The following is a 23,853-nucleotide window of genomic DNA, read 5'->3' as shown; positions in this document are numbered from 1 at the left end:
CCCGCACACGTGAAGAGGCCGGGGTCCCTGACCCCGGCCTCTCCCCATCGCTCCCGCTACGCCGACGCTGTCTGCACCGTCGCCTCGCCCGCACCCACCGCCGAGCGTGCGGTGCTCTTGCGGACCAGCAGGAGCGTGACCAGCGCGCCGAGCAGGGAGGCGCAGCCGCAGATCACCACGCCCAGGGCCATGCCGTGACCGAGGGCGGTCTGGGCGGCGGCCCGGGCGCTGTCGCTGCCCGCGTTGACGACGGCCAGCGGGCCCGCGGCCGCCTCCATGCCGGCGTCGGCGCCGCTCAGCTTGCCGACCAGGACCGAGGACGCGGCGCTCATCGCGACGGTGCTGATCACGGCGGGGCCGAGGGCCTGACCGAACTCGCGGACCAGGCTGGTGGCGCCGCTGGCCATGCCGGTCATGTTGATCGGCACGGCGTTCACGGCGGCGGAGGTCAGCGAGGAGACGACGCAGATGAAGCCGATACCGAGCAGCATGACCGGGCCGATGAAGGCGGCGAGGGAGGTCGTGGTGATGGGCAGCGCGGCGATCCAGAACTGGCCCGCGGCCATGGGCAGCAGGCCTCCCATCAGGAGCCAGCGCGGTTCCACCCGGGTGAGCATCTTGCTGAGCACGGGCGCCAGCAGGAGCGGGATCAGCTGCAGGATCACGAACGGCATGCCCGCCCTGAGCGCGCTCAGGTGCATCACGGCGCCCAGACGGATCGAGACGCAGTACGCGGTGCCGATGAACCCGAACATCCCGGCCAGCGCGACGACGGCCGCGGCGGCGAACGACGGGATCCTCAGCAGGTCCAGGTTGAACATCGGGGACGCCGACCGCCGTTCGGCGACGAAGAAGCCGATCAGGGCCACGGCGGCCAGGGTGAGCGAGCCGACGATCACCGGGCTGCTCCAGCCGCGGTCGCCGCCCTCGATGATCCCCCACAGCAGGGCGGTCAGACCGACGGCGATGGTGATCTGGCCCGGCCAGTCCAGGCTGCGACCCTCGGGCGCCTTGGAGTCGGTGACCAGGAAGCAGCTGGTGACGCCGACGACCAGACCGAGGACGACGGGCGGCACGAACGCCCAGCGGAAGTCGGCGACGGTGGCGAGGATGCCGGACGACAGCGGCCCTGCCGCGGAGGCGAGGGAGATGCTCAACGCCCAGATCGAGACCGCTTTGGCGCGGTCCTTCTCCCCAGGGGTGGCGGCCGCGATCACCGCGAGGGAGCTGGGGAAGAGCGCGGCGGCGCCGACACCGGCCAGCGCCTGGCCGATCCACAGCATCGTGATGTTCTGGGAGGTGGCGTTGAGGAGTTCGCCGAGCGCGAGAACGAATCCGCCGAACACCAGGAGACGCTTACGGCCGAAGAGGTCACCGACCACGCCGAAATTCAGCTCGAGAATGGCGGTGGGGAGAATGAAGGCGGAGGTCACCCAGGCCACCTGGGAACCGGAAGCCCCGAAAGCGGCTTGGATATTGCCGTTGATCGGGGAAGGCACCGTAATGCACAACTGTGCCGCCGCGACCGCGAGGCAGCACGCTATGAGCGTTCCACGGTCCAGCCTTTTCAAGGAGATCGATTCCGTCATTGTGCGTGCCCTCACTCTGCGTTCTTCTCTATCAGTTCGATGAGATTTCCCTCGGGGTCGGTGACCCAGGCCATGCGGATGCCGGGCTCGGGGGACGGTCCCGGCGGTACGGCCTCGCCCGCTCCGTGGGCCACCAGGGCCTGGTAGACGGGGTCGAGTTCGGGGGTGGTGACCGCGAAGTGTCCGTAGCCCTCGGTGAGAGCGGCGGTCAGCGGGTCCGGCGCGCGCAGTCCGGGTACGGAGCCGGGCCTGGCGAGCAGTTCGATGCGCCAGCCGTGCGGGTGTGCCAGGACGATGCCGCTCAGGCCGGGTCCTTCGAGGTGGAACTCGAAGACGGACTTCAGCCCGAACGCCTCGGTGTACCAGGCGGTTTGGGCGGCGAGGTCGCGGACGTTGACGCCCACGTGGTCGAGTCGTGTGGTCACGGCCGCTCAGCCCGCCATCGCACTGTCGCCGCCGTCGACCATGAGGTTGGCCCCGTTCACGAACGCCGCCTCGTCGGAGCACAGGAAGGCTGCGGCGCGCGCGATGTCCTCCGGTTCGCCGACCCGTCCGACCGGGATCCGCGCCTCCAACTGGGCCCTGGGCCCGTTCGGATCGTCGAGGAACGGCGCGGTGGCCGACGTGCGGGTCATCCCTGGGGCGATGGTGTTGACGCGGATGTGGTGCGGGGCTCCCGCCGCGCACAGGTGCTTGCTCATCGCCAGCACCCCGCCCTTCGCGGCGCCGTGCGGCACCATCGGCATGAACGGCGCGCCGCGTACGGCGGCCACGGACGCGACGTTGAGGACGGCACCGCCACCGCGCGCGATCAGGTGCGACCAGGCGGCCCGGGTGCAGAAGTAGGGGATGTCCAGCTCGTTCTTGATGGTGAAGTACCAGTCGTCGGCCGGCATCGTCTCGAACGGTCCGTTCCGCAGCGCGGAGGCGTTGTTGTAGAGGATGTCGATCCCGCCGAAGGCCTCGATCCCGGCGTCGATCCACTCCCCCGCGCCCGCCTCCGTGGACAGGTCGACGGGAGCGAGGGACCGCATCACTCCACCGGCCTTCTCGACGAGTTCCACCGTTTCGGCCGCACTGTCCGCGTCGATGTCACAGCCGAATACGGTGGCGCCTTCCGCAGCGAATACCAGCGCGGCGGCCCGGCCAATTCCGGCCCCCGTTCCACTGATGAAAGCGATTTTCCCGGCCAGTCGAACCATGATTGCCCAAGTCCCTTGTCCCATGCCCGCCGAAGTGCGGTGGTGGCAGCGTAGGTAGGGGGCCTGGGCGGAACAAGAAATAGGTCGATGAAGGGCCATCGGGGGTTCGTATGGCTGGTATTCGGCGCGAGCCATTGGGAGGGCCGACGGTCAGGTCACGTCGAAGATCGCCTTGGCCCGCAGCCTGCGGCTGCTCAGTGCCTCGACCGCGTCCGCGATCTTGCCCAAGGGCTACTGCTCCGCACGCTGCCGCCGAACACCGACAGGCCGTAGGCGGGGGCCAGTTGGGCGCCACCCATGCCGCCGATCACCCCATCGATCGGCTCCGACGCCGGCCGCCTCGAAACCGATCACCTCATGCCAATCCTGGAGGCTCGGAATAAGCGAAGTCGTCGAGGCGTTGAGCGGAGCAGGATCGACCATCCACCGGGGCTGGACCGATCATCCGAAGCCTGCGGAGAGACGGCCCCCGCCAACCAGTGAGCGGTTTGGCGCCGTGCACCCTGTGGTACGGTCCTGCTAGCACTTGTGTACGCCCCCGTTGTGGGCGCCGGTGCCAGTTCCCTTCAGTTCGCCGAATCGCCCGCTGTTCCCGGCGGTGCACCGGCTTTCCAGCACCACCTCGTGACCTGCACCGCTGTGCCGTACCCCGAGGTGCTGTTCCTGCCGCCGAAGGCGCTCTGTCCGCCTTCCCGTCGCGGCGTCACCCCTTCCTTCCGCATGTCCCATGCCATCCGTCCTCGAAAGGACCGACCACCATGACCACCACTCTCGAACACCCCCCTGTAAAGCAAGAGCCCACGACCCAGGTCGCCACCGGTGTCCTCGACATCGACACGAGCGGGAAGGGGCACCTACGCGCCGCGAGCCTGCAGTCCTCGCCGTCCGACCTCCCGGTCTCCCCCGCGCTGATCCGCCGCCATGGCCTGCGCAAGGGCGACCTCGTCGAAGGCCTGCGCGACGGTCGGCGCGTGACCGAGGTCGTACGGGTCGACGGGCGCACGCCCGACGAACTGCGCGGCCGCCGTCACTTCCGTGACCTCACCCCGCTGCACCCGCGCGACCGGCTCCGCCTCGAACACCCGGCGGCCGGCCTGACCGGGCGCATCGCCGACCTGATCACCCCCGTCGGCAAGGGCCAGCGCGGGCTGATCGTGGCCCCGCCCAAGACCGGCAAGACCGTGCTGCTCCAGCAGGTCGCGGCCGCCGTCGCCGGCAACCACCCCGAGTGCCGCCTGATGGTGGTACTGCTCGACGAGCGCCCCGAGGAAGTCACCGACATGCGGCGCTCCGTGCGCGGCGAGGTGTACGCCTCGACCTTCGACCGGCCGGCCAAGCAGCACATCGCGCTCGCCGAGCTCGTCATCGAGCGGGCCAAGCGGCTCGTCGAGGCCGGCGAGGACGTCGTCATCCTGCTCGACTCGCTCACCCGGCTGTGCCGGGCGCACAACAACGCGGCCGCCGCCGGTGGCCGCACACTGACCGGCGGCGTCGACGCGACCGCGCTGCTCGGGCCGAAGCGGTTCTTCGGCTCCGCCCGGCTGGCCGAGGAGGGCGGCTCGCTCACGATCCTCGCCACCGCCCTGGTCGAGACCGGCTCCCGCGCCGACGACTACTTCTTCGAGGAGCTCAAGAGCACCGGCAACATGGAGCTCCGTCTCAGCCGCGAACTCGCCTCCCGCCGCCTGTTCCCGGCCGTGGACATCACCCCGTCCAGCACCCGCCGCGAGGAACTCCTGCTGCCCCCGGCGGAGTTGACCGCCGTACGCGGTCTGCGACGCGTCCTGCAGACCCGGGACGGCCAGGCCAGCCTGGAAACGCTGCTGGAGCGCATGCGGGACACCCCCGACAACGCGACGTTCCTGCGGCGCATCCAGCCGACGCTGCCCGCCGAGTGACGCGACCCGTGCAAGGACCGCTCACTGACGCCGTTCCTTCTGAAGGACCGCTCACTGACCGCGTTCCTTCCGCTGGGGTCACTTGATGGTCACGCGGAGGATCCTGTCGTCCCCGTCCCCGTTTCTCGAAGTGCCCATCCACAGCTCGTTCTTGCCGGGAACCTTCGCGAGGGCACGCAGCGCGTAGCCGGAGAAGACGGAGGTCTTCTCGTCGTTGCCCTTGCCTTCGTCCACCGCGTCGATCGGGATGCGCCACAGCTTGAAGCCGCGCAGCGACGACACGTAGAGGTTGTCGCCCACGACGGCGACCTGGGCGGGAGCGGTGGTGTGATCCCAGGTGACCTTCGGGTTGGTCATGCCGTCGTCGTCGCAAGTGCCCTCGCAGCGGGGCCAGCCGTAGTTGGCGCCCGGCTTGATCAGGTTGAGTTCGTCGGTCGCGTCCTGGCCGATTTCTGACGACCACAGCCGGCCCTTGCTGTCCCAGGCCAGGCCCTGCGGATTGCGATGACCGTAGCTGTAGATGTGGTTGCCGAACGGGTTGCCGGGGGCGGGAGCGCCGGTCTTGGTGATCCGGAGGATCTTCCCGTTGACCGAGTTCTTGTCCTGCGCGAGCTGCGCCTGCGTGGCCTCGCCGGTCGCGACGTAGAGGTAGCCGTCGGGACCGAAGGCGATCCTGCCGCCGTTGTGGTTCGAGCCCCGCCTGATGCCGTCGAGCAGCACGGTGTAGCCGCTCAGCGCCTTGCCGTCGTAGTCCATCCGCACCACCCGGGTCTCGCTCGCCGTGGTGTGCATGAAGAACACGCTCTTGTCCTTCTTGCCGTCCCACGAAGGAGACAGGGCGACGCCCAGCAGTCCCCCGACGCCGTCGTCGCCGGGCTGGAGGACGACCACGTTCGGCACCTTGCCGACCTGTGTCCGGGAGCCGTCGTCGCGGAGGCGGAAGACGCGGGAGGTCTCGTTCTCGGTCACCAGCGCCGAAGCTCCGTCCGGCAGGAACGCGATGCCCCAGGGATTGGACCAGCCCTTGGAGAACGTGGTGACGTCGGGGGAGGCGTTCATGGCAGGATCCGTGGCCGCCGCCGTGGTGGACACGGCCGCGGCGGCGGACGCCGACTGGGACAGGCCGCCGGCCAGCAGCGCGGCAGCCGCGGCGACCGCGGCTATGCCGAACCGTGATGAATGCCGCAGCGAGCGGCGTGAATCTGTCACGTGGACACCCTTCGTCGTTGCTCGAGTGAGCCGTCGTGGCGCGGCATGGTCACGCACCCGTGAAGAGCAGCGGATCTCTCGAGGACCGCTCCGCTCTGCAATGCAATCTCGACGATGCGCAACCGGCCTGCCACTCGGAGGGGCCACGGGGGTGAGAGACCGAGAAGCAGCACCTGCGTCCGAAGGTTCGGACGGCCGTCCGGTTCGAGGGTTCGTCCGGCGGTTCACCCTCCGCTGACCGCGCATGCACCGACCCGCGCACAGTTATGTGATCGCGGAGTGGACGGACCTGATCCGTACGTCCCCTCCGGCCAAGCACATGGAGCTCGTGAACTGGCTCAAGTCCGAGCACGGACTGGGCCACGGCCACGCGAACGCCCTCGTCACCCACACCCTCGCGCAGCCCACCGTCGACCGACCCAGCCCGCACGACGCTCCGTCACAGCACCGCCGCGCCAGTGTCAGTGCCCCGCGCTAGCCTGCACACAAGTAGCGATTTTCCCGTTTCAGGGAGGTTTTCATGACTTCGCGGCTCAATCCCTACCTCAGCTTCAACGGTGACGCCAAGCAGGCGATGGAGTTCTACCAGGAGGTCTTCGGCGGCACTCTCGACCTCAACACCTTCGGCGACTTCGGGCAGCCGGACGCCCCCGAGGCCCACAAGATCATGCACGGCATGCTGGAGACCACGAGCGGCTTCACGCTGATGGGCGCCGACGTCCCTCCAGGTATGGAGCACTCCCCCGGCAACAACTTCTCGGTGAGCCTGAGCGGCGACGACGACGCCGAGCTGCGCGGCTACTGGGAGAAGCTGTCCACCGGCGGCTCCGTGTCCGTCCCGCTCGACAAGCAGATGTGGGGCGACGTGTTCGGCATGTGCACCGACCGGTTCGGCATCCCCTGGATGGTCAACATCGGGCAGCAGGACTGAGGGCGGCACCTGCCCGGTGCGGGGCTCCTCGGTGGCGGGCGGGAATGGCACTGATCGGGGAGCCACCACTTGATGGATGGAGAGGGCGCTCCGAGTCGAGCAGCACGGACAGGAGTGCCGCCGCACTCTCCTCGACGGTTCCGACCCGGCGCCGTCCGGTTCTTGCTGCGCGACCGCGACGGCACATTCTCCGCCGCCTTCGACATCGTGCTCACCGGCGCCGACATACAAGTTCTGCTCACCCCGCCAAGACCTCCGAAGGCGAACACCTTCACCGAACGCTGGGTGCGGGCCGTCCGACGCGACTGCACTGACAGTCCACGAGAACACGAGGAGGACCAGGACCGGCCGGCCACGTGGCCGGCCACCGAGTTGTGCACGGTGGAGCTGTCGCGTGACCGGCGCTCGGCTGCGGTCGGGGCCCGGTGCCGCCATCAGGTGGCGATGGCCTGGAGCCGCGCGTTGCGAGCGTCGATCGCTTCCTGCGTGGAGGGCACGATGAGTTCGCCGCCGTCCGTGACGCTGTTCTGGGCGAACTCGACGTAGGGGCGCCGGCAGGCGTTCCACAGCCACAGGCCCAGCACTTCCCAGCAGCCGAGGACCACGCCCGTGAGGGCGACTCCAGGGCCGGTTGGAACATCCGCCACGGTGGCGACCGCGCCGCACACCGCCAGCAGTACCCCCAACCCGCCCAGGGCCAGCAGCCGTTGACGGTGTCCCCACGACCGTGTCGCCATGTCCGACCTCCCACCGTCGCGCCCCTGCTTTGGAGCGTCATCGTGAGCGTGCCGGAGGACCTGGCTTCGGGGTGTCTCACTGTGAGACACCCCGGTCCGTGACGACGCTCGGCGCCGTACGACGTTCAGGGTTACCCGGTGTGGCCGTCGGAACGCCGGCGGTGGAGCGTGAACTGTTCGAACACCGACAGGTCGCCGTTCGGCTTGTTCACGTTGTAGTAGGTCACGTGCATGCGGGTGGTGTCACCGGCGTGCCGGCCCGGGTCGACGGTGAAGGCGGCGAAGCCGTAGGGGTGCTCGATGTCCCGGACTCCGGTCCACACCGCCTCCTCCTTGGTGTAGGTGGAGGTGCGCTTGCCGTTGGCGCCGGCGGTGGCCGACACGGCGGTGATCACCTTGGCGCTGCCGTCCTTGAAGAAGTTCTGGTTCGTGGTTCCCGAGACGCCTCCGCCACCGAGGATCATGTGCACGGTGCCCAGCCCGGTGTCGATGGAGTCGGTGGCCTGGGAGACCGGGCGGGGGGTCAGCGTCTCGCTGCCGGTGACAACTCCGCGGACGGCGAGTGAGCGCTCGTAGTTGTGCTCATGGCCACACAGCACCAGGTCCACGCCGTACCGGTCGAACAGGGGCCCGTACTTCTGACGCAGGCCCAGGTCGGCGCCGTTCGCGTCCGAGGAGCTGATCATGACCTGGTGCATCGCGACGACCACCCAGTCGACGTCACGGGAGGAACGCGCCGCCTTCAACTCCTTTTCCAGAAATGCCAGTTGGCGTCCTCCGGAGTAGCCGCTGATGTAGACGTCACCGCCGTCCTGGAGGCAGTTGTCGTCGTTCTGCAGCACGATCACCCGGACGGAGCCGACCGTGAACGCGTACCACAGGCCCGCCAGTTCGGCGTCGGTCTCGGTGGAGGGGAGGTCGAAGTAGGTCTGGTAGGCGCCGAGTCCGAGCGGGCCGTTGGCCTTCTCGATCTCGTGGTTGCCGGCCGCCGGCATCCAGGGGCGGAAGCGCGCGGAACGGGTGTTGTTGGTGAAGAAGTTGTTCCAGGTACGCACCCGGTCGACGTCGAGGTTGGCGTAGCACAGGTCGCCGTTGAGGAGATGGAAGAGCGGGGCGACTTGCTCGACGCCGGTGACGATGTCCTTCGTCGCGGGGGTGGAGTTCGCGTCGAGCGCCGGCGTGCCGTTGGCCGCCCAGGTCACCTGCGGGGCGGACTGGTCGCCGAAGCTGGTGAAGGTGAACGGCGTCCGTCCGCGCGGGGCCGTGCGGAACGTGCCACTGTCGGGTGTCGTCCCCTCGTGGGTGGCGAGGTAGAGGTAGTCGGTGCCCGGGGTGAGCCGGTTCAGCGAGGCGTGGTGGATGTAGACGGTGCGGTTGGAGGTGCCGTCCACGTAACTGACGGTCCGCGCGGCCGCGCTGGATCCGAAGCCGTGCTCCAGCGTGCCGTAGTGCACCACGGGTCTGTTCACCGGTCTGTCGGTGATCCATGAGACCGTCATCTGGGAGCGCGGGTCCGCGCCGAAGGTCAGGTGCAGCCCCTGAACCGGCGGTGCGCCGGACGAGTCCGCGGTGAGGTGAAAGGCCGGGGCAGCAAGCGGAGCGGCCTGCGCCGTCCCTGCTCCGAGCAGCGGGGCGGCGGCCGCGCCGACCCCTGCGGTGCCCAGGAGGCCCAGCGCGTGGCGACGACTGAGACCCTCCTCCGCAGACTTCTCCGACCCGTCCGATGTCCCTGCCTGTGTGGTCATGGTGCCCTCCCTGACGAGCTGTTGACCGTCGACGACGGCACCCTGGCGCGCCCCAGCGGCCCCTGAGTGAACGTTGCGTTGCCAGTCGGTCAGTGGGGTGGTAGGGACGGGTCAAGACGGCGTTCTTTGCCCCTGCCTTTGCCTGTGGCTGTCCGGCAGTTGACGCGGATCCTCGCCGGCCCCGAGGCATGCCTCACTCGGGGTCGGCGCGGGATGGTGTGTGTGGGGCGGGCGGTCAGACGAAGGCGCTCTCGCCGGTGACCGCCTTGCCGACGATGAGGGTGTTCATCTCGCGGGTGCCTTCGACGAGTAGATCCGCCAGGTCCGCCGAGGTGCCGGGCCGACGCTTGAGTTCGCACGACTCCCGGCAGGCGTCCTCCAGCAGCCGGACCCGCTCCCGCAGCAACGGATGCACTCCGGCGGGCATCCCCATGAACAGCCTGCCCACGGCCGGAGCCCCCGGCCGCAGGGGCGGCGGGGGGCTGTCGCCACGGCCCACTCCCTGCCCCTCACTGCGGCATCCGGGTGCTAGCGCATCGCGTCCGGCCCAGCCAGCGTCACGTACGCCGGGTCGATTCCTACGTTGATCATATGATCATCGACTTCTCGTCCCGGACAGCCGTCATCACCTGCGCACTCTGTGCGGCGGGCGTCCTGGCGTTCACACCCGTCGCGGCGGCCGCCGGCACGGAACCCACCCCACCCGGTGCCCCGCGCACGGCGGTGCCGCAGCCGTCGTTCCTGTTTCGCGAGGGCACTCAGGTCCGCGCCCGTCTCGGGGCGCCCCGGGTTCCGGACGTCTCCGCGCTGTCCTGGCTGGTGGCCGACGCGAGTACCGGCGAGGTGCTGGCCGCGCACGACGCGCATCGCAGGCTGCCGCCCGCCAGCACGCTGAAGACCCTGTTCGCCCTCACCGTGCTGCCGGCCCTGCCGGCCGACAGCGAGCACACGGTCAGGGAGGAGGAGTTGGAGGACATCGGTCCGGGCAGCAGCAAGGTCGGGGTCGCCGAGGGGCAGACGTACCGGATCGCCGATCTGTGGCGCGGGGTCTTCCTCAACTCCGGGAACGACGCCGTGGACGTCCTGTCCTCGCTGAACGGCGGCTGGCACACGACAGCGGTGCGGATGCAGGCGAAGGCCCGTGCCCTGGGCGCCCTCGACACCGACGTGCACTCGCCCGACGGATACGACACCCCGGGCCAGGTGTCGTCGGCGTACGACCTGGCGGTGTTCGGCCGGGAGGGACTGCGCAACCCGGACTTCGCGCAGTACTGCGGCACGGCCGTGGCGAGGTTCCCGGGCGGTGGCGGCTGGTCGTACGACATCCAGAACACCAACCGGCTGCTGACCGGCGCCGACGGCGTGGCGCCGTACCCGGGACTGATCGGCGTCAAGAACGGCTACACCAGCAACGCGGGCAACACGCTCGTCGCCGCGGCCCACCGGGGCGGCCACACGCTCGTGGTCACGGTGATGAACCCACAGGCGGGCGGCGGATTCGCCGTCTACGAGGAGGCTCGCGAACTGCTCGACTGGGGGTTCGAGGCGGCCGGACGGGTCGAACCGGTCGGCTCGCTGGACGCCCTGCGGGTCAGGCCCCGGCCACGGCCACGGCCGCGCCCGGGCCCCCACGCCACGCCCATGGCCGTCGCCCCGGACGGTGGATCGGGGTGGCCGACGGCAGCCGTCATCTCGGGTGCGGCCGTTCTCGGCGCGGGGGCCGTGGCGCGGGCCCTGCGAACCAAGAGGAGGCTGTCGGCGCGGAGTTGACCCACCGGCAGCCACAGCAGCAGGCCCAGCGTGATCCAGGTGTAGGTGTTGCTGCCGAGGAAGCCGTCGACGCCGGACGCGTCGTGGAACCACAGCCACACCACGCTGGTGCACAGCACGGCGTACAGGGCACCCGCCATGCGCGCGTGCCCGGCGCGGATCAGCACGGCGAAGGACGGCAGCAGCCATACGAGGTGGTGCACCCAGGTGATGGGGCTGACCAGGCAGGCGGCCAGTCCGGTGAGGGCGAACGCCGTCGGCCAGTCCGCCGCGGCGAGTGCCCGGCGGGTGCGCCACGCCCAGATACCGAGGACCAGCAGGACCGCCGCGGCCCAGACCGCGCGCTCCGACACGCCGAGCCGGGCCAGGATGCCCTGCAGCGACTGGTTGGAGACGTAGTCGAGGCGGCCCACCCGGTTCGTGTCCCACAGGGCCTTTGTCCAGTAGAAACGGGAGGCGTCCGGGGCCACCCAGGCGGCGAGCGCGGTCGCCGCCGCGGTGACGGCCGTCGCGACGGCGGCGGCACGCCATCGGCGGGCGAGCAGGAGCAGGCCGATGAAGACGGCGGGCGTGAGTTTGACCGCGGCCGCCAGGCCGATACCGACGCCCGCCCATCGGTCCCGGCCGGTGCGCAGCAGCCATGCGTCGGTCAGTACGAGCGCCAGCAGCAGGAGGTTGACCTGGCCGAAACTGAAGGTGTCGCGGAGCGGTTCGAACAGCGCGAGCAGACAGGCACCCACCGCACAGCCGTACCAGCCGTAGCGCCGCCACGCCCCGTCGGTCAACAGGTGCAGGACCAGAGCGAGGGCCGCCAGGTTCAGCAGCAGGGAGCCGACGATCGCCGTGCGCAGGCCGACGAGGGCCATGGGCAGCATGGCGACGGCCGCGAACGGCGGGTACGTGAAGCCGTACGTCGTACCCGGCACCCGGTAGTCGTAGATCCTCCCGCCGTGGTGGATCCAGCTGTTGACGGCTCCGTAGTAGACGCGCAGGTCGAACCAGTCGCGCAGCAGCGGCACGGTCGCGGTGAAGACGGTGACAGCCGCGGCGAGGGCGAGGACCAGGAGCAGTCGGCCGCGGTCGGTGCGGGGCAGGGTCATGCGGTCCGTCCCAGCGCGGGTGCCTGGGCCGCCTGATGGGCCTGCCACAGGACGACCACGGCCAGTGCCCCGCCGGAGACGGCCAGCATCAACTGCCCGCTGTCGACCGGGTCGCCGCTCGGCAGGGTCGCGAGCGCGAGCACGCCCGTCACGGCCGCCACCCGTTGCCGTACGGAGGTGGTGGGTGCCGCGGCGGCGATGAGGAACAGTCCCCACAGCGCGTACCAGGGGCGGATCGCCGGGCCGAAGGCGGCCACCGCGGCGAGGCTCAGGCCGAGCGCGTAGACCGGGCGCGGGCGCAGCCGCCACCATATGGCCGCTATCAGCAGCGCGGTGATCGCGAGGCCGAGTGCGTGCCAGGCCGGGAGGGCCAGCGGTGCCAGGTCGCTGCCGAACCCTGCCAGCAGGGCGCCGGTGGCGCGGCCCAGGAGGCTGGAGAGCGCCCAGTTGTGCGGGGAGACGGGGGTGTCGAGGGCGCCTATCCAGCCGTATCCCGTTCCGGCCAGGGCCGTGGCCGCGACCGTGGTGGCCGCGGCGGCGAGGACGGTGGTCAGGGCGGCCTTCGCCGGGTGTCGCCCGGCTCGCACCTGGAGGACGACGACCGCGGCGAGCCCGAGCAGGGCGGGCGCCTTGACCAGGGCCGCGAGGGTGACGAATACGGCGCCCAGGACCGGCCGGCGTCCGAGGGCCGCGACCAGGCCGACGCCGAGCAGACCGAGCATGATGGCGTCGTTGTGGGCGCCCGCGACCAGGTGGAGCAGCACGAGCGGGTTGAGGGCGCCGAGCCAGAGGGCGGCGGCCGGATCGGCGCCGCTGTGCCGGGCGAGCCGGGGCAGCGCGGCCGCCATCAGCGCCACGCCGAGCAGCGCGACCAGCCGCATCCCGACCAGGCCGGCGGGGAGCTCGCCGCTGGTGAGGCCGGACAGTGCGGAGGCGACGGCGAGGAACACCGGGCCGTACGGGGCGCCGGTGTGCTGCCACAGCGGGGCGACCTCGTCGGCGAGCGGGCCGCCGAGCTGGGCGGGCCCGTGTGTGTAGACGTCCATGTGGGCGTCGACCATGGCGCCCTGGGCGAGGTAGCTGTAAACGTCCCGGCTGAACAGCGGCGGAGCGAGGAGCAGCGGGGCCGCCCAGACGCCGAGCACCAGCAACAGGTCGCGCGAGGTGGGCGGCTCGGCGCCGCGGACGAGCCGCCCGAGCAGCAGCCAGGCGGCTATCAGCAGCACGACGCCGAAGTACACGCCGACCAGGCCCAGGGCCGCACGGACATTGGCGGGGGCCAGGATGTCCTGGACGGGCAGGGCGCCGGCGGTCTCACCTCCCAACGCGAGGAAGGCGGTGCCGGCCAGGCCCAGCACCTGACAGCGGCGGAGATCGACGGGAAAACCCATGGCCAACACTCGGGAAGCGTGTCAACGCCGGATGGCGGGAGATTGACGCGCCGCCTTCCGGGCGGGGACCTGCATGTGACCGGCATGTGATCCCGCGGCCGGAGCGATGACTTCTCCGCGTCCGGGCGGTCTCCCTTGTAACCGACCTATGGGTCCGCCCAGGTGTCCGAGCCACGTATCCGACCCGTGTATCCGACCTTGTAGCGGCCTTGGGTCCCACCTCGTGTTCGACAGCCACAGAACGGACGTGATGACCGTGCCGAACAGCTCCGCCCATGCCAAGGTCAACGGCCTCGAGATGTACTACGAGATCCACGGCCCCGACGACGACACAGGGCGTCCGCTGGTGCTGCTGCACGGCGGGGTCCACACCGTCGGCCTGTCCTTCGCGGCCGTGCTGCCCGCGCTGGCCGCCGAGCGCCGCGTCGTGGCGCCCGAATTCCAGGGGCATGGCCACACGGCCGACATCGATCGCGACATGACGGTGGCGAGCCTCGCCTCGGACGTCGTCGCGCTGCTCGACGAACTCGGCATCGAGCAGGCCGACTTCATCGGCTTCAGCCTCGGCGGGCTGACCGCGCTCGAGGTCGCGGTACGGCACCCGGAGCGCGTCGGACGGCTGGTGCTCGCCGCCACGCACTACCACCAGGACGGCTACCACGACGACGCCCGTACGCCGGACTACACCTCCCCCCGGCTGCCCAGCCAGGCAGACTTCCAGGAGATGGCCGACGCCTACGCGGCTGTCGCGCCGGACCCCGAACACTTCCAGGACTTCCTCGCCAAGGTCACGGTCACGGCCCATTCCCCGCTGTCCTGGACGGCCGACGACCTGCGCGCCGTGCAGGCGCCCACGCTGCTGGTCATCGGCGACACGGACTTCGTACGCGTCGAGCACGCGGCCGAGATGCAGCGGCTGATCCCCGGAGCACAGCTGGCGGTCCTGCCGTCCACCACGCATGTGGACCTGATGCGGCGCACGTCCGTGTTGGTGCCGCTGTTGACGGAGTTCCTGGGCTGAGCGTCCGTCAGGTCAGTGCTATGTCACATTCCGCCGACCAGTGGAATGTGACATAGCACCGAGCACAAACACAGACACTCAGAACACCGACAGCCCCGTCAGCGTCGTAAAGCGATCCAGCGCCGCGACCCCCGCCACCGAGTTGCCCCGCTCGTCGAGCCCCGGGCTCCACACGCACAGTGTGCAGCGTCCGGGGACGACCGCGATGATGCCGCCGCCGACGCCGCTCTTGCCGGGCAGGCCGACGCGGTAGGCGAATTCGCCCGCCGCGTCGTACGTCCCGCAGGTCAGCATCACCGCGTTGACCTGCTTGGACTGGCTCTGGGTGAGCAGGCGGCTGTCGTCGGCGCGGATGCCGTGGCGAGCCAGGAAGCCGGTGGCGAGGGCGAGGTCGGCGCAGGACGCGGTGACGGAGCACTGCCGGAAGTACTGGTCAAGGAGCACCGGGATCGGGTTGTCGATGTTTCCGTACGACGCCATGAAATGGGCGAGGGCGGCGTTGCGGTCGCCGTGCGCGGACTCGGAGGCGGCGATGTCCTTGTCGAAGTCCAGGGCCGGGTTGCCGCTCTCGGTGCGCAGGAAGGTCAGCAGTTCGCCCGCCGCGTCTCCGGTACGGGTCTGGAGACGGTCGGTGACGACGAGGGCGCCCGCGTTGATGAACGGGTTGCGCGGGATGCCGTTCTCATACTCCAACTGGATGAGGGAGTTGAAGGGGTTGCCCGAAGGCTCGCGGCCCACGTGCTCCCAGAGTTCGTCGCCCTCGCGGGCCAGGTCGAGGGCGAGGGTGAAGACCTTGGTGAGCGACTGCGTCGAGAACGGCTCGCGCCAGTCCCCGACGCCGTACACCGTTCCGTCGAGCTCCGCGACCGCCATGCCGAAGCTGCGTGGGTCGCAGGCCGCCAGCGCCGGGATGTAGTCGGCGGGCCGGCCGCGGCCGGGGGTCCGCCCGATCTCCTCGGCGATGCGCTCCAGGACCGGTTCGAAGGTCAGGCTCGAAGGGGAATCTGCCATGATCGCCATTGTGCCTCCGGGTCGGTCCTGGCGCGCGGCCGTGGATCAGGGGATGACGGAACCGCTGCCGGCGACGACCTCGGGCCGCAGCAGGTCGGCCAGCCTCTCCGCGGGCAACAGGCCCTTCTCCAGGACCAGTTCGGCGACGCCCCGGCCGGTGGCGAGGGCTTCCTTCGCGATGTCGGTGGCGGCCGTGTACCCGATGTGCGGGTTGAGGGCGGTCACCAGGCCGATGGAGTTCTCGACGCTCGCGCGCAGCGCCTCGGTGTTGGCGGTGATGCCGTCGACGCACCGCTCGGCCAGCGTCAGGCAGGCGCTCTGCAGGTGCGTGATGCTCTCCGACAGGGAGTGCAGGATGATCGGCTCGAAGGCGTTGAGCTGGAGCTGTCCGGCCTCGGCTGCCATGGTGATGGTGACGTCGTTGCCGATCACCTCGAAGGCGACCTGGTTGACGACCTCGGGGATCACCGGGTTGACCTTGCCGGGCATGATGCTCGAACCGGCCTGCACCGGCGGCAGGTTGATCTCGCCGAGGCCCGCGCGCGGCCCGGAGGACAGCAGCCGCAGGTCGTTGCAGCTCTTGGAGAGCTTGACGGCGATCCGCTTGAGCACACCGGACATCTGGACGAACGCGCCGCAGTCCTGGGTGGCTTCGACCAGGTTGGCGGCGGTGACGAGCGGCAGCCCGGTGATCTCGGCGAGATGGCGGCGGGCCGACTCGGCGTACCCGGCGGGGGCGTTGAGCCCGGTGCCGATCGCGGTGGCGCCCAGGTTGATCTCGTGGATCAACTCGACAGCCTCGTCAAGACGGTTGCGGTCCTCGTCGATCATGACGGCATACGCGGAGAACTCTTGACCGAGCGTCATCGGTACGGCGTCCTGCAACTGTGTACGGCCCATCTTGAGCACGTTGCGGAACTCGACAGCCTTGCCGGCGAAGGCGTCCTGCAGGACGTGCATCGCCTTGAGCAGTCCCCGTACGGCGAAGACCGTCGCCACCTTGACCGCGGTCGGGTAGACGTCGTTGGTCGACTGGCCGAGGTTGACGTCCTCGTTGGGGTGCAGGTGCTGGTACTGGCCCTTCTCGAACCCCAGCAGCTCCAACGCCCGGTTGGCGACGACCTCGTTGGCGTTCATGTTGGTCGAGGTACCGGCGCCGCCCTGGATGACGTCCACGACGAACTGGTCGTGCAGCTTGCCGTCGCGTATCTCACGGCAGGCCTCGACGATGGCGGCGGCCTTCCTGGGCTCCAGCAGACCGAGTTCCTCGTTGGCGAGGGCAGCGGCCTCCTTGACGGCGGCGAGGGCGTCGATCAGATGCGGGTAGGCGGAGATCGGGGTGCCCGTGATCGGGAAGTTCTCCGTGGCGCGCAGGGTGTGGACACCCCAGTACGCGTCGGCGGGAACGTCCCGGTCTCCGAGCAGATCGTGTTCGCTGCGGGTGGCGGCGGTGGTCATGAGGGTGCGGGTCCTCTTTCTGAGGGGTGAAATCGGACGCCCCGAATGTCACAGGGGCGAGGGTGAGCGCCCCACGGGGGCGCGGGGAACTGCGCGACCGGCCACACAGGGCCCGCAGTCGTCGAACGGCATGGCCGCACGGACTACTAGGCGCAAGCCGTCAGAGGAACCGGGTCGAGCGCACGTACCGCTCGCACACACCCCACCGGCTCGCCTCCACCGAGCAGCGGCTCTCCCGCGAACTCGGCGAGCACCGCCGGGTCCACGCCCGCCCGCACCAGCGCAGCCGCGGCGACCGGAACACGCGCCCGATTCGCCCCGTCCGCGATCTTCACGGCAACAGCCCGACCGTCGGGCAGCGCAGCGACCTGCACTCCCTCGAACCCGTCCTTGGCAAGGAGCCCCGGCACGGCCCGCATCAGCGCGGCCACGTCCCGGCCGGCGCCGGAGGCCATCTCCGCATGCTCACGCATCGCGTCGGCGACACGCGCCTCCGGAGTACCGGTGGGAGCCGTGGTGATACGGGCGGCGGCACGGGCGAGGCCGTGCAGGGACACGGAGAACAGAGGAGCCCCGCAGCCGTCGACGGTCACCTGGGCGATGCGCTGCCCGGTGAGGTCCTCGACGATCTCGGCGATCGCCTGCTGAAGGGGGTGCTTCGGATCCAGGTAGTCGTCCACGGACCAGCCGTTGAGCTTGCAGGTGTAGAGCATCGCCGCGTGCTTGCCGGAGCAGTTCTGGGCGAGCCGGGAGGGCGGACGTCCCGCGCGGATCCACTCGTCCCGGACGACCGGGTCGAACGGCATGTCGGTCACGTTGCGCAGGTGGTCCTCGGTGAGCCCGGCGAGTTCGAGGATGCGCCGGGTGCCGGCGAGGTGGCGTTCCTCGCCGGAGTGGCTGGCCGCGGTGAGCGAGAGAAGCTCGCCGTCGAGCGGGAGCCCGGCCCGGACCATGGCGACGGCCTGGACCGGCTTGAGAGCCGACCGGGGGTAGAAGGCGACCTCGATGTCGCCGATCTGGAGCTGGACCTGTCCGTCGGCGTCGAGGACGACGACGGAACCGTAGTGGATGCCCTCGACGACCCCGCCGCGTATCAGGTGGGCGACGGGGGCGTGGAGGGGCTCGCGGATCAGGGGTGGGTCCGCGACGTAACTGCTGTACATCACTGCCTCTTGTCAAGGAGCGGTGCGTGGGTCACGCATCGGCTCCGGTCGATGTGGCCTCGGTGGACTTGCGTGCGACCCGGCCGCGGATGCCGAACCATCCGCCGACCAGGGCTCCGACGATCAGCGGCAGGCACAGCACGGTGGTGCGGCCGGCGCCTCCGTCGGCGTACATGAGGACCAGGACGGCGGCGAGGAAGGCCAGCGTCACGAGTTCGGTCCAGGGGGAGCCCGGCAGTCGGTAGCTCGGGCGGGTCAGCTCGCCGTTCTGGGTCTTCTGCCAGAAGAGCAGGTGACAGATCATGATCATGCCCCAGGTGGACAGGATGCCGATCGCGGCGAAGTTCAGCACGATCTCGAACGCGTCGGCGGGGACCACGTAGTTGAGGCCGACGCCGAGCACGCACATGCCGCTGGTGAGCAGGATGCCGCCGTAGGGGACCTGGCTGCGGCTCATGACCGAGGTGAACCTGGGGGCGGAGCCGGACATCGCCATGGAGCGCAGGATGCGGCCGGTGGAGTAGAGGCCGGAGTTGAGCGAGGACATGGCCGCGGTGAGGACGACCAGGTTCATCACGCCGCCCGCCGCCGGGATGCCGATGTTGGACAGCACGGTGACGAAGGGGCTCTCGCCGGCGGTGTACTTGTTCCAGGGCAGCAGCATCGAGAGCAGGACGACCGAGCCGACGTAGAAGAGGCCGACGCGCCACATGATCGAGTTGATCGCCTTCGGCATGATCTTCTCGGGGTTCTCGGTCTCGCCGGCGGCGACGCCGACCAGTTCGACGGAGGCGTAGGCGAAGACGACGCCCTGGATGATCAGCAGCATGGGCAGCAGTCCGTTGGGGAAGACGCCGCCGTTGTCGGTGATCAGGGCCGGGCCGGGGTGGTGACCCTCGATCGGGTGCTGGGTGACGAGCAGGAAGATGCCGATCAGCATGAACGCCACGAGCGCGCCCACCTTGATGATGGCGAACCAGAACTCCAGCTCGCCGAACATCTTCACCGAGATGAGGTTCACGGTGAGGACCACTGCGAGCGCGATGAGCGCGATCACCCACTGCGGGATGTCGGAGAACATGCTCCAGTAGTGCGTGTAGACGGCCACGGCGGTGATGTCGGCGATCCCGGTGGTGGCCCAGTTCAGGAAGTACATCCAGCCCGCGACGTACGCGCCCTTCTCGCCCAGGAACTCCCGGGCGTACGACACGAAGGCGCCGGACGAGGGCCGGTACAGGACGAGTTCGCCGAGGGCGCGCACGACGAGGAAGGCGAAGACGCCGCAGACCGCGTAGGCGATGAACAGGGACGGGCCGGCGTCGGCGAGCCGGCCGCCGGCGCCGAGGAACAGGCCGGTGCCGATCGCGCCGCCGATGGCGATCATGTTGACGTGCCGGGACTTCAGCGACTTGCTGTAGCCGGCGTCGCCTGCGTCGACATGTGCGGCCGGTGTGCGCGTCTCGTCTTTGAGGTGTTGCTCGCTCACGCCTCGGGTCCGCCTTCCGTGGGGATGTCCGTGCGCGCGGAGCGCACGATGTCGGTGAGGGTCGTCTCGACGCGGTCCAGGTGGTGGGCCATGGCCTCCACGGCGTCGAGTTCGGAACCGTCCATCAGGGCCTCGACGATCGCCCGGTGCTCGCGGTTGGACTGCTCGCGGCGTCCGCCCAGTTCGTTGAGGAAGGCCGACTGACGCGCCAGGGCGTCCCGGATCTCCTCGATGACCCGGCGGAAGACCGGGTTCTGGGCGGACTGGGCGACGGCCAGGTGGAACAGCGTGTCGAGGGCGACCCACGAGGTGGTGTCGGTCTCCCCCTCCATGCGCTCCAGCAGGTGCGCCAGGTGGTCGAGGTCCTCGGGGGTGCGACGCACGGCCGCGTAGCCCGCCACCGGGATCTCCACGTGGCGGCGCACCTCCAGGAGGTCGCTGGCCGCGTAGTCGCCGAAGGTGGGGTCCTCCACCGTGTTGGCGACGACGAAGGTGCCCTTGCCCGTCTTGGAGACGGTCAGGCCCATCGTCTGCAGGGCCCTGAGCGCCTCGCGCAGCACGGGCCGGCTCACCTCGAGGGTGCGGCAGAGCTCCGCCTCGGAGGGCAGCTTGTCCCCCACGGCGTACTCACCGTGCTCGATGGCGGCACGCAGATGTCCGAGCACCGCTTCCATGGCGCTGATGCGCCGCGGGCCCTGACTGGCTGTCTGGCTGTCTGACAGGTTCACGGAAGCGATCCTCCGGGTGACGAGCGGGAACTGTCAAGAGATGTCAGAAGTGAAATTGATGGGGCGTGAAGCCCGAAAACACGGACCCCACGCCCCGGGACGACCGGCCGGACGCCGCTCAGCTGCTGAGGGCGCCCATGCTGAGCAGGCCCAGCAGCAGCACGCCGACGATGAGCCGGTAGACGACAAAGGCGTTGAAGGAGTGCTTGGCGACGAACTTCAACAGCCAGGCGATGGAGCCGTAGGCGACGACGAAGGAGACGATCGTGCCGACGGCGAGCGGCGCGGCACCCACCCCCGTGCCCAGGGCGTCCTTGAGCTCGTACAGACCGGCGCCGGTCAGGGCCGGAATGCCGAGGAAGAAGGACAGGCGGGTGGCGGCGACGCGGTCCAGGTCGAGGATCAGGGCCGTCGACATGGTGGCGCCGGAGCGGGAGAAGCCGGGGAAGAGCAGGGCGAGGATCTGGGAGCTGCCGACCAGCATCGCGTCCTTGAACGTGGTGTCGTCCTCACCGCGCTTGTGCCGACCCATCTGGTCCGCCGCCCACATCACGCCACTGCCGACGATCAGCGAGGCGGCGACCACCCAGAGCGAGGCGAGCGGGCCCTCGATGAGCGGCTTGGCCGCCAGGCCCACGATCACGATCGGAATGGTCGCGTAGATCACCCACCAGGCGAACTTGTAGTCGTGGTGGTAGCGCTCCTCCTTGTTGGCCAGGCCACGGCCCCAGGCGGAGACGATCCGCACGATGTCCTTGAAGAAGTACACGAGCACGGCGGCGATCGCACCGACCTGGATGACGGCCGAGAACCCGACGACGGCGTCGTTGTCCACGGGGATGCCCATCAGCCCCTCGGTGATCTTCAGATGACCGGTGGAGGAGACCGGGAGGAACTCGGTCACCCCCTCGACGGCTCCGAGGACGACGGCCTGACCGACGTTAATGACGCTCATGGGATCCAGTTCTGAGGAGTTGGTCGACAGTGCTGTAGACAGTCTTACTACGCGCGGGAAAGGAGCCGCTCACCCACCCCACACGGCCTGGGCCAGCGACACCCCGGCAAACGCCGCGCCGAGGCCCGCCGCCACACTCCCGACGACGTTGGCGGCAGCGTAGAGCCCCGCCCCGGTCTCGGTCAGTCGCAGGGTCTCGTACGAGAAGGTCGAGTACGTCGTCAGGGCCCCGCACAGGCCGGTGCCGACGAGCAGTTGGAGGTGGGAACTCGCGACCCCCTCTGCCACGGCGCCGGTCAGCAGGCCGAGGATCAGGCAGCCGGCGACGTTCACCGCGAAGGTGCCCCAGGGGAAGACCGAGTCGTGTCGCGACTGCACCGCGCGGTCGGTGAGGTAGCGCAGCGGGGCGCCGACCACGGCGCCCGCGACGACCAACAGCCAGTTCACAACGACTTCTTACCCTTCATGTCCGTTTTGCCGGGGCTCTCGTCGCGGCCGACGTACCGGATGACCTCGCAGTCGTCGAGGATGACGAGGCCCTCGCCGACGAGTTCGTCGAGCTCGGGGAGGAAGGCGCGGACGCGCTCCTCGGTGTCGACCACGACGATCGCGACGGGCAGGTCCTCGCTCAGGGACAGCAGCCTCGAGGTGTGGATCATGGAGGAGGCGCCGAAGCCCTCGATGCCGCGGAACACGCTGGCGCCCGCGAGGCCCGCCGCGTGTGCGCGGTGCACGATCTCGGAGTAGAGGGGCTTGTGGTGCCAGGTGTCGTTCTCGCCGATGAAGACGGTCACCCGCAGGGCGCTGCCGGTCAGCCTCGTCATGGCTGCCTCCACTTCAGGACGCGGCGGGTCGCGGTCACCGCGAGCCACACCGCCGTGAGGGCCGCGAGCAGGGTCGCGGCGAGGTAGGCCAGCCCGGTGCGCGGGTGGCCGGCGTCGACGAGCTTCTGGATGTCGACGGCGTAGGTGGAGAAGGTGGTGAAGCCGCCGAGCACGCCGGTGCCGAAGAAGGGGCGGACGAGGCGGTGGGCGGCCCACACGTCGGTGATGACGACCATGAACACGCCGATCACGGCGCATCCGACGACGTTCGTCCAGAAGGTCGCCCACGGGAATGAGCCGGTCTGGGTGGGCCACCACAGGGAGAGCGCGTAGCGGGCGGTGGCGCCGAGGGCTCCGCCGAGCGCGACCACCGCGACGACGGGGGCCTGGGCGCGCCAGGCGGGCCGCCGTGAGGGACGGGGGCGAGCGCGGACGCTCTCGGCTTCCGGGGCTGTCATGGTCGTACGTCTCCTACTCGCCGGGGCCCGGGGCATGCGGGCGCCGCTCCTTCGCAAGTAGGGACCGTTGGCGGCAGCACTGCCGCGGTTCGGGTACGGCGGGCCCCACCGCCGCGCCGCGAGGCGTACTCGCGGCCGACCAACAGGGTAGCGCCCGGGCCGGACCGGGGTCATTTCGGGACCGGCGGCTCGCACACCGCGACGCCCCGCTCCCACAGGCTGCCCAGGACCAGCCGGCCGCCGGCCTCGCAGACGCTGGTCACCATGCGGTAGCCGGAGTGGCGGCGGGCGAGGTGGTGGACAATCGCGCCCTGATCGTCGACCGCGAGGGCGCCGATGGTGCCGGTGGGGCGGAAGGGGGCGCGGACGACGAGGCGGGCCGCCGCGCGCCGGACGGCGGGGGCGGTGCGGTGCAGCAGGTCGAGCGGGGGGACGCGGGGGCCGGCCAGGGACACCCAGATCGGGCCGTCCGGTGCGCCGCGCCAGAGGTTGTCGGGCATGCCCGGGAGGTTCTCGACGAAGGGTTCGCCGTGTCCGGCCCGGTCGCCGGTGAGCCAGTAGCGGGTCAGTCTGCAGGCGCCGGTCTCGGCGACGACCAGGAAGGACTCGTCGGCGCTCAGGGCGAGGCCGTTGGCGAACTGCAGCCCCTCCAGCAGGACTTCGGGGTTCTCGCTGCCGGGGGCCAGGCGCAGCAGGCGGCCCGTTCCGGTGTGTTCGACGAGGTCGCCGATCCACTGGTCCAAGGGGTAGCGGCGGCTGGAGACGGTGAAGCATACGCTTCCGTCGGCGAGGGCGACCACGTTGCTGCAGAACCGCAGCCTCTCCCCCGCCACCGAGTCGGCGAGGATGCGGACGATGCCCTCGCGCAGGTCGACGCGCAGCAGTCCGAGTTCGGCGTCGCACACCAACAGGGCGTCGTCCGGGAGGAGTTCGAGACCGAGCGGTCGGCCTCCCGTTTCGGCGAGCACCTCCACGCGGGCGGCCGACGGGCCGTTCAGTCCGTCGATGCGCAGGATGCGGCCGTCCTCCACTCCGGTCAGTACACGGCCGTGGGCGTCGGCGACGACGTCCTCGGGGCCTCGGCCGCCGATGGCGACGTACCGGAGCGGGACGAGTTCACTGGGACGGTCCATGAAAACCTCCTCGTCGAGGTCGGGACGGTTCATGCTGGCATGTG

The 23,853-nt window shown here is 70.1% G+C and carries 22 protein-coding genes and 2 pseudogenes; 5 read left to right on the top strand and 19 right to left on the bottom strand.

The annotated features are described in order from the left end of the window. Window positions 1-56: 56 nt before the first annotated feature. From OG303_RS45325 to OG303_RS45315, 3 genes are read right to left on the bottom strand one after another with little or no spacing between them, the layout of a single operon-like run. The gene (locus OG303_RS45325; protein ID WP_405875870.1) at window positions 57-1,589 is read right to left on the bottom strand and encodes an MFS transporter; all 1,533 of its coding nucleotides are present in this window, start codon (window positions 1,587-1,589) and stop codon (window positions 57-59) included. An 11-nt stretch (window positions 1,590-1,600) separates the two neighbouring features. Further along, window positions 1,601-2,014, bottom strand: coding sequence for a VOC family protein (locus OG303_RS45320; protein ID WP_405875869.1), 414 nt, complete (start codon window positions 2,012-2,014; stop codon window positions 1,601-1,603). A gap of 6 nt (window positions 2,015-2,020) precedes the next feature. Continuing rightward, window positions 2,021-2,791, bottom strand: coding sequence for an SDR family NAD(P)-dependent oxidoreductase (locus OG303_RS45315; protein WP_405875868.1), 771 nt, complete (start codon window positions 2,789-2,791; stop codon window positions 2,021-2,023). A gap of 758 nt (window positions 2,792-3,549) precedes the next feature. Here OG303_RS45315 and rho point away from each other — a divergent pair. After that, the gene (gene rho, locus OG303_RS45310) at window positions 3,550-4,689 is read left to right on the top strand and encodes a transcription termination factor Rho (protein ID WP_405875867.1); all 1,140 of its coding nucleotides are present in this window, start codon (window positions 3,550-3,552) and stop codon (window positions 4,687-4,689) included. A 78-nt stretch (window positions 4,690-4,767) separates the two neighbouring features. Here the strand turns inward: rho and OG303_RS45305 are convergent, their stop codons facing one another. Next, window positions 4,768-5,898 (bottom strand): PQQ-dependent sugar dehydrogenase, encoded by a 1,131-nt coding sequence (locus OG303_RS45305; RefSeq protein ID WP_405875866.1) that lies wholly within the window; start codon window positions 5,896-5,898, stop codon window positions 4,768-4,770. Between the two features lie 271 nt (window positions 5,899-6,169). On the opposite strand from OG303_RS45305, the pseudogene OG303_RS45300 reads away from it, so the two are divergent. Both OG303_RS45300 and OG303_RS45295 read left to right on the top strand, forming a co-directional pair. After that, window positions 6,170-6,376, top strand: a pseudogene (locus tag OG303_RS45300) (DUF4287 domain-containing protein); the annotation flags it as partial. A 42-nt stretch (window positions 6,377-6,418) separates the two neighbouring features. Beyond that, window positions 6,419-6,829: a VOC family protein gene (locus OG303_RS45295; RefSeq protein ID WP_405875865.1), complete on the top strand. Its 411-nt coding sequence runs from the start codon at window positions 6,419-6,421 to the stop codon at window positions 6,827-6,829. Between the two features lie 434 nt (window positions 6,830-7,263). Here the strand turns inward: OG303_RS45295 and OG303_RS45290 are convergent, their stop codons facing one another. The 3 genes from OG303_RS45290 to OG303_RS45280 form a co-directional block, all read right to left on the bottom strand. Continuing rightward, window positions 7,264-7,566, bottom strand: coding sequence for a hypothetical protein (locus tag OG303_RS45290; protein WP_405875864.1), 303 nt, complete (start codon window positions 7,564-7,566; stop codon window positions 7,264-7,266). Window positions 7,567-7,697: 131 nt separating this feature from the next. Beyond that, window positions 7,698-9,311 (bottom strand): purple acid phosphatase family protein, encoded by a 1,614-nt coding sequence (locus OG303_RS45285; protein WP_405875863.1) that lies wholly within the window; start codon window positions 9,309-9,311, stop codon window positions 7,698-7,700. Window positions 9,312-9,546: 235 nt separating this feature from the next. Continuing rightward, a complete protein-coding gene (locus OG303_RS45280; protein WP_405875862.1) occupies window positions 9,547-9,759 on the bottom strand; it encodes a hypothetical protein in 213 nt (70 codons plus the stop codon). 143 nt (window positions 9,760-9,902) lie between these two features. Here OG303_RS45280 and OG303_RS45275 point away from each other — a divergent pair. After that, window positions 9,903-10,733, top strand: a pseudogene (locus OG303_RS45275) (D-alanyl-D-alanine carboxypeptidase family protein); the annotation flags it as partial. 83 nt (window positions 10,734-10,816) lie between these two features. Here OG303_RS45275 and OG303_RS45270 read toward each other — a convergent pair. Continuing rightward, window positions 10,817-12,181: a glycosyltransferase 87 family protein gene (locus OG303_RS45270; protein WP_405875861.1), complete on the bottom strand. Its 1,365-nt coding sequence runs from the start codon at window positions 12,179-12,181 to the stop codon at window positions 10,817-10,819. Then, the gene (gene mptB, locus OG303_RS45265) at window positions 12,178-13,572 is read right to left on the bottom strand and encodes a polyprenol phosphomannose-dependent alpha 1,6 mannosyltransferase MptB (RefSeq protein WP_405875860.1); all 1,395 of its coding nucleotides are present in this window, start codon (window positions 13,570-13,572) and stop codon (window positions 12,178-12,180) included. Before mptB ends, OG303_RS45270 begins: the two co-directional genes overlap by 4 nt. A 250-nt stretch (window positions 13,573-13,822) precedes the next feature. Between mptB and OG303_RS45260 the strand changes: the two genes are divergently transcribed. Then, entirely contained in the window at window positions 13,823-14,593 is a 771-nt protein-coding gene (locus OG303_RS45260) for an alpha/beta fold hydrolase (RefSeq protein ID WP_405875859.1), read from the top strand. 78 nt (window positions 14,594-14,671) lie between these two features. Here the strand turns inward: OG303_RS45260 and OG303_RS45255 are convergent, their stop codons facing one another. The 10 genes from OG303_RS45255 to OG303_RS45210 form a co-directional block, all read right to left on the bottom strand. Next, a complete protein-coding gene (locus OG303_RS45255; protein ID WP_405875858.1) occupies window positions 14,672-15,613 on the bottom strand; it encodes a glutaminase in 942 nt (313 codons plus the stop codon). A 36-nt stretch (window positions 15,614-15,649) separates the two neighbouring features. Further along, the gene (gene aspA, locus OG303_RS45250) at window positions 15,650-17,062 is read right to left on the bottom strand and encodes an aspartate ammonia-lyase (protein WP_405875857.1); all 1,413 of its coding nucleotides are present in this window, start codon (window positions 17,060-17,062) and stop codon (window positions 15,650-15,652) included. A gap of 146 nt (window positions 17,063-17,208) precedes the next feature. Further along, a complete protein-coding gene (locus OG303_RS45245; protein WP_405875856.1) occupies window positions 17,209-18,225 on the bottom strand; it encodes an asparaginase in 1,017 nt (338 codons plus the stop codon). A 31-nt stretch (window positions 18,226-18,256) separates the two neighbouring features. Next, window positions 18,257-19,711, bottom strand: a complete 1,455-nt coding sequence (locus OG303_RS45240; protein ID WP_405875855.1) for an amino acid permease — start codon at window positions 19,709-19,711, stop codon at window positions 18,257-18,259. Next, window positions 19,708-20,385, bottom strand: coding sequence for a FadR/GntR family transcriptional regulator (locus tag OG303_RS45235; RefSeq protein ID WP_405877794.1), 678 nt, complete (start codon window positions 20,383-20,385; stop codon window positions 19,708-19,710). Before OG303_RS45235 ends, OG303_RS45240 begins: the two co-directional genes overlap by 4 nt. Window positions 20,386-20,557: 172 nt before the next feature. Beyond that, window positions 20,558-21,394: an undecaprenyl-diphosphate phosphatase gene (locus OG303_RS45230; RefSeq protein WP_405875854.1), complete on the bottom strand. Its 837-nt coding sequence runs from the start codon at window positions 21,392-21,394 to the stop codon at window positions 20,558-20,560. A 69-nt stretch (window positions 21,395-21,463) separates the two neighbouring features. Continuing rightward, on the bottom strand, window positions 21,464-21,841 hold the full coding sequence (crcB, locus tag OG303_RS45225) for a fluoride efflux transporter CrcB (protein WP_405875853.1): 378 nt from the start codon (window positions 21,839-21,841) through the stop codon (window positions 21,464-21,466). Then, window positions 21,838-22,218 carry a DUF190 domain-containing protein gene (locus OG303_RS45220; protein WP_405875852.1) on the bottom strand — a complete coding sequence of 127 codons (381 nt, stop codon included), beginning with the start codon at window positions 22,216-22,218 and terminating at the stop codon, window positions 21,838-21,840. The genes crcB (OG303_RS45225) and OG303_RS45220 overlap by 4 nt, the downstream gene beginning before the upstream one ends. Continuing rightward, window positions 22,215-22,676: a fluoride efflux transporter CrcB gene (crcB, locus tag OG303_RS45215; protein ID WP_405875851.1), complete on the bottom strand. Its 462-nt coding sequence runs from the start codon at window positions 22,674-22,676 to the stop codon at window positions 22,215-22,217. Before crcB (OG303_RS45215) ends, OG303_RS45220 begins: the two co-directional genes overlap by 4 nt. A 170-nt stretch (window positions 22,677-22,846) precedes the next feature. Further along, window positions 22,847-23,809, bottom strand: a complete 963-nt coding sequence (locus OG303_RS45210) for an SMP-30/gluconolactonase/LRE family protein (RefSeq protein ID WP_405877792.1) — start codon at window positions 23,807-23,809, stop codon at window positions 22,847-22,849. Between the last annotated feature and the right edge of the window lie 44 nt (window positions 23,810-23,853).

Origin of the sequence: Streptomyces sp. NBC_00005, from assembly GCF_045160215.1 — a bacterium.
Classification (GTDB): domain Bacteria; phylum Actinomycetota; class Actinomycetes; order Streptomycetales; family Streptomycetaceae; genus Streptomyces.
The sequence above is the reverse complement of the archived record's forward strand: the minus strand, read 5'-3'. Positions and strand labels throughout refer to the sequence as shown.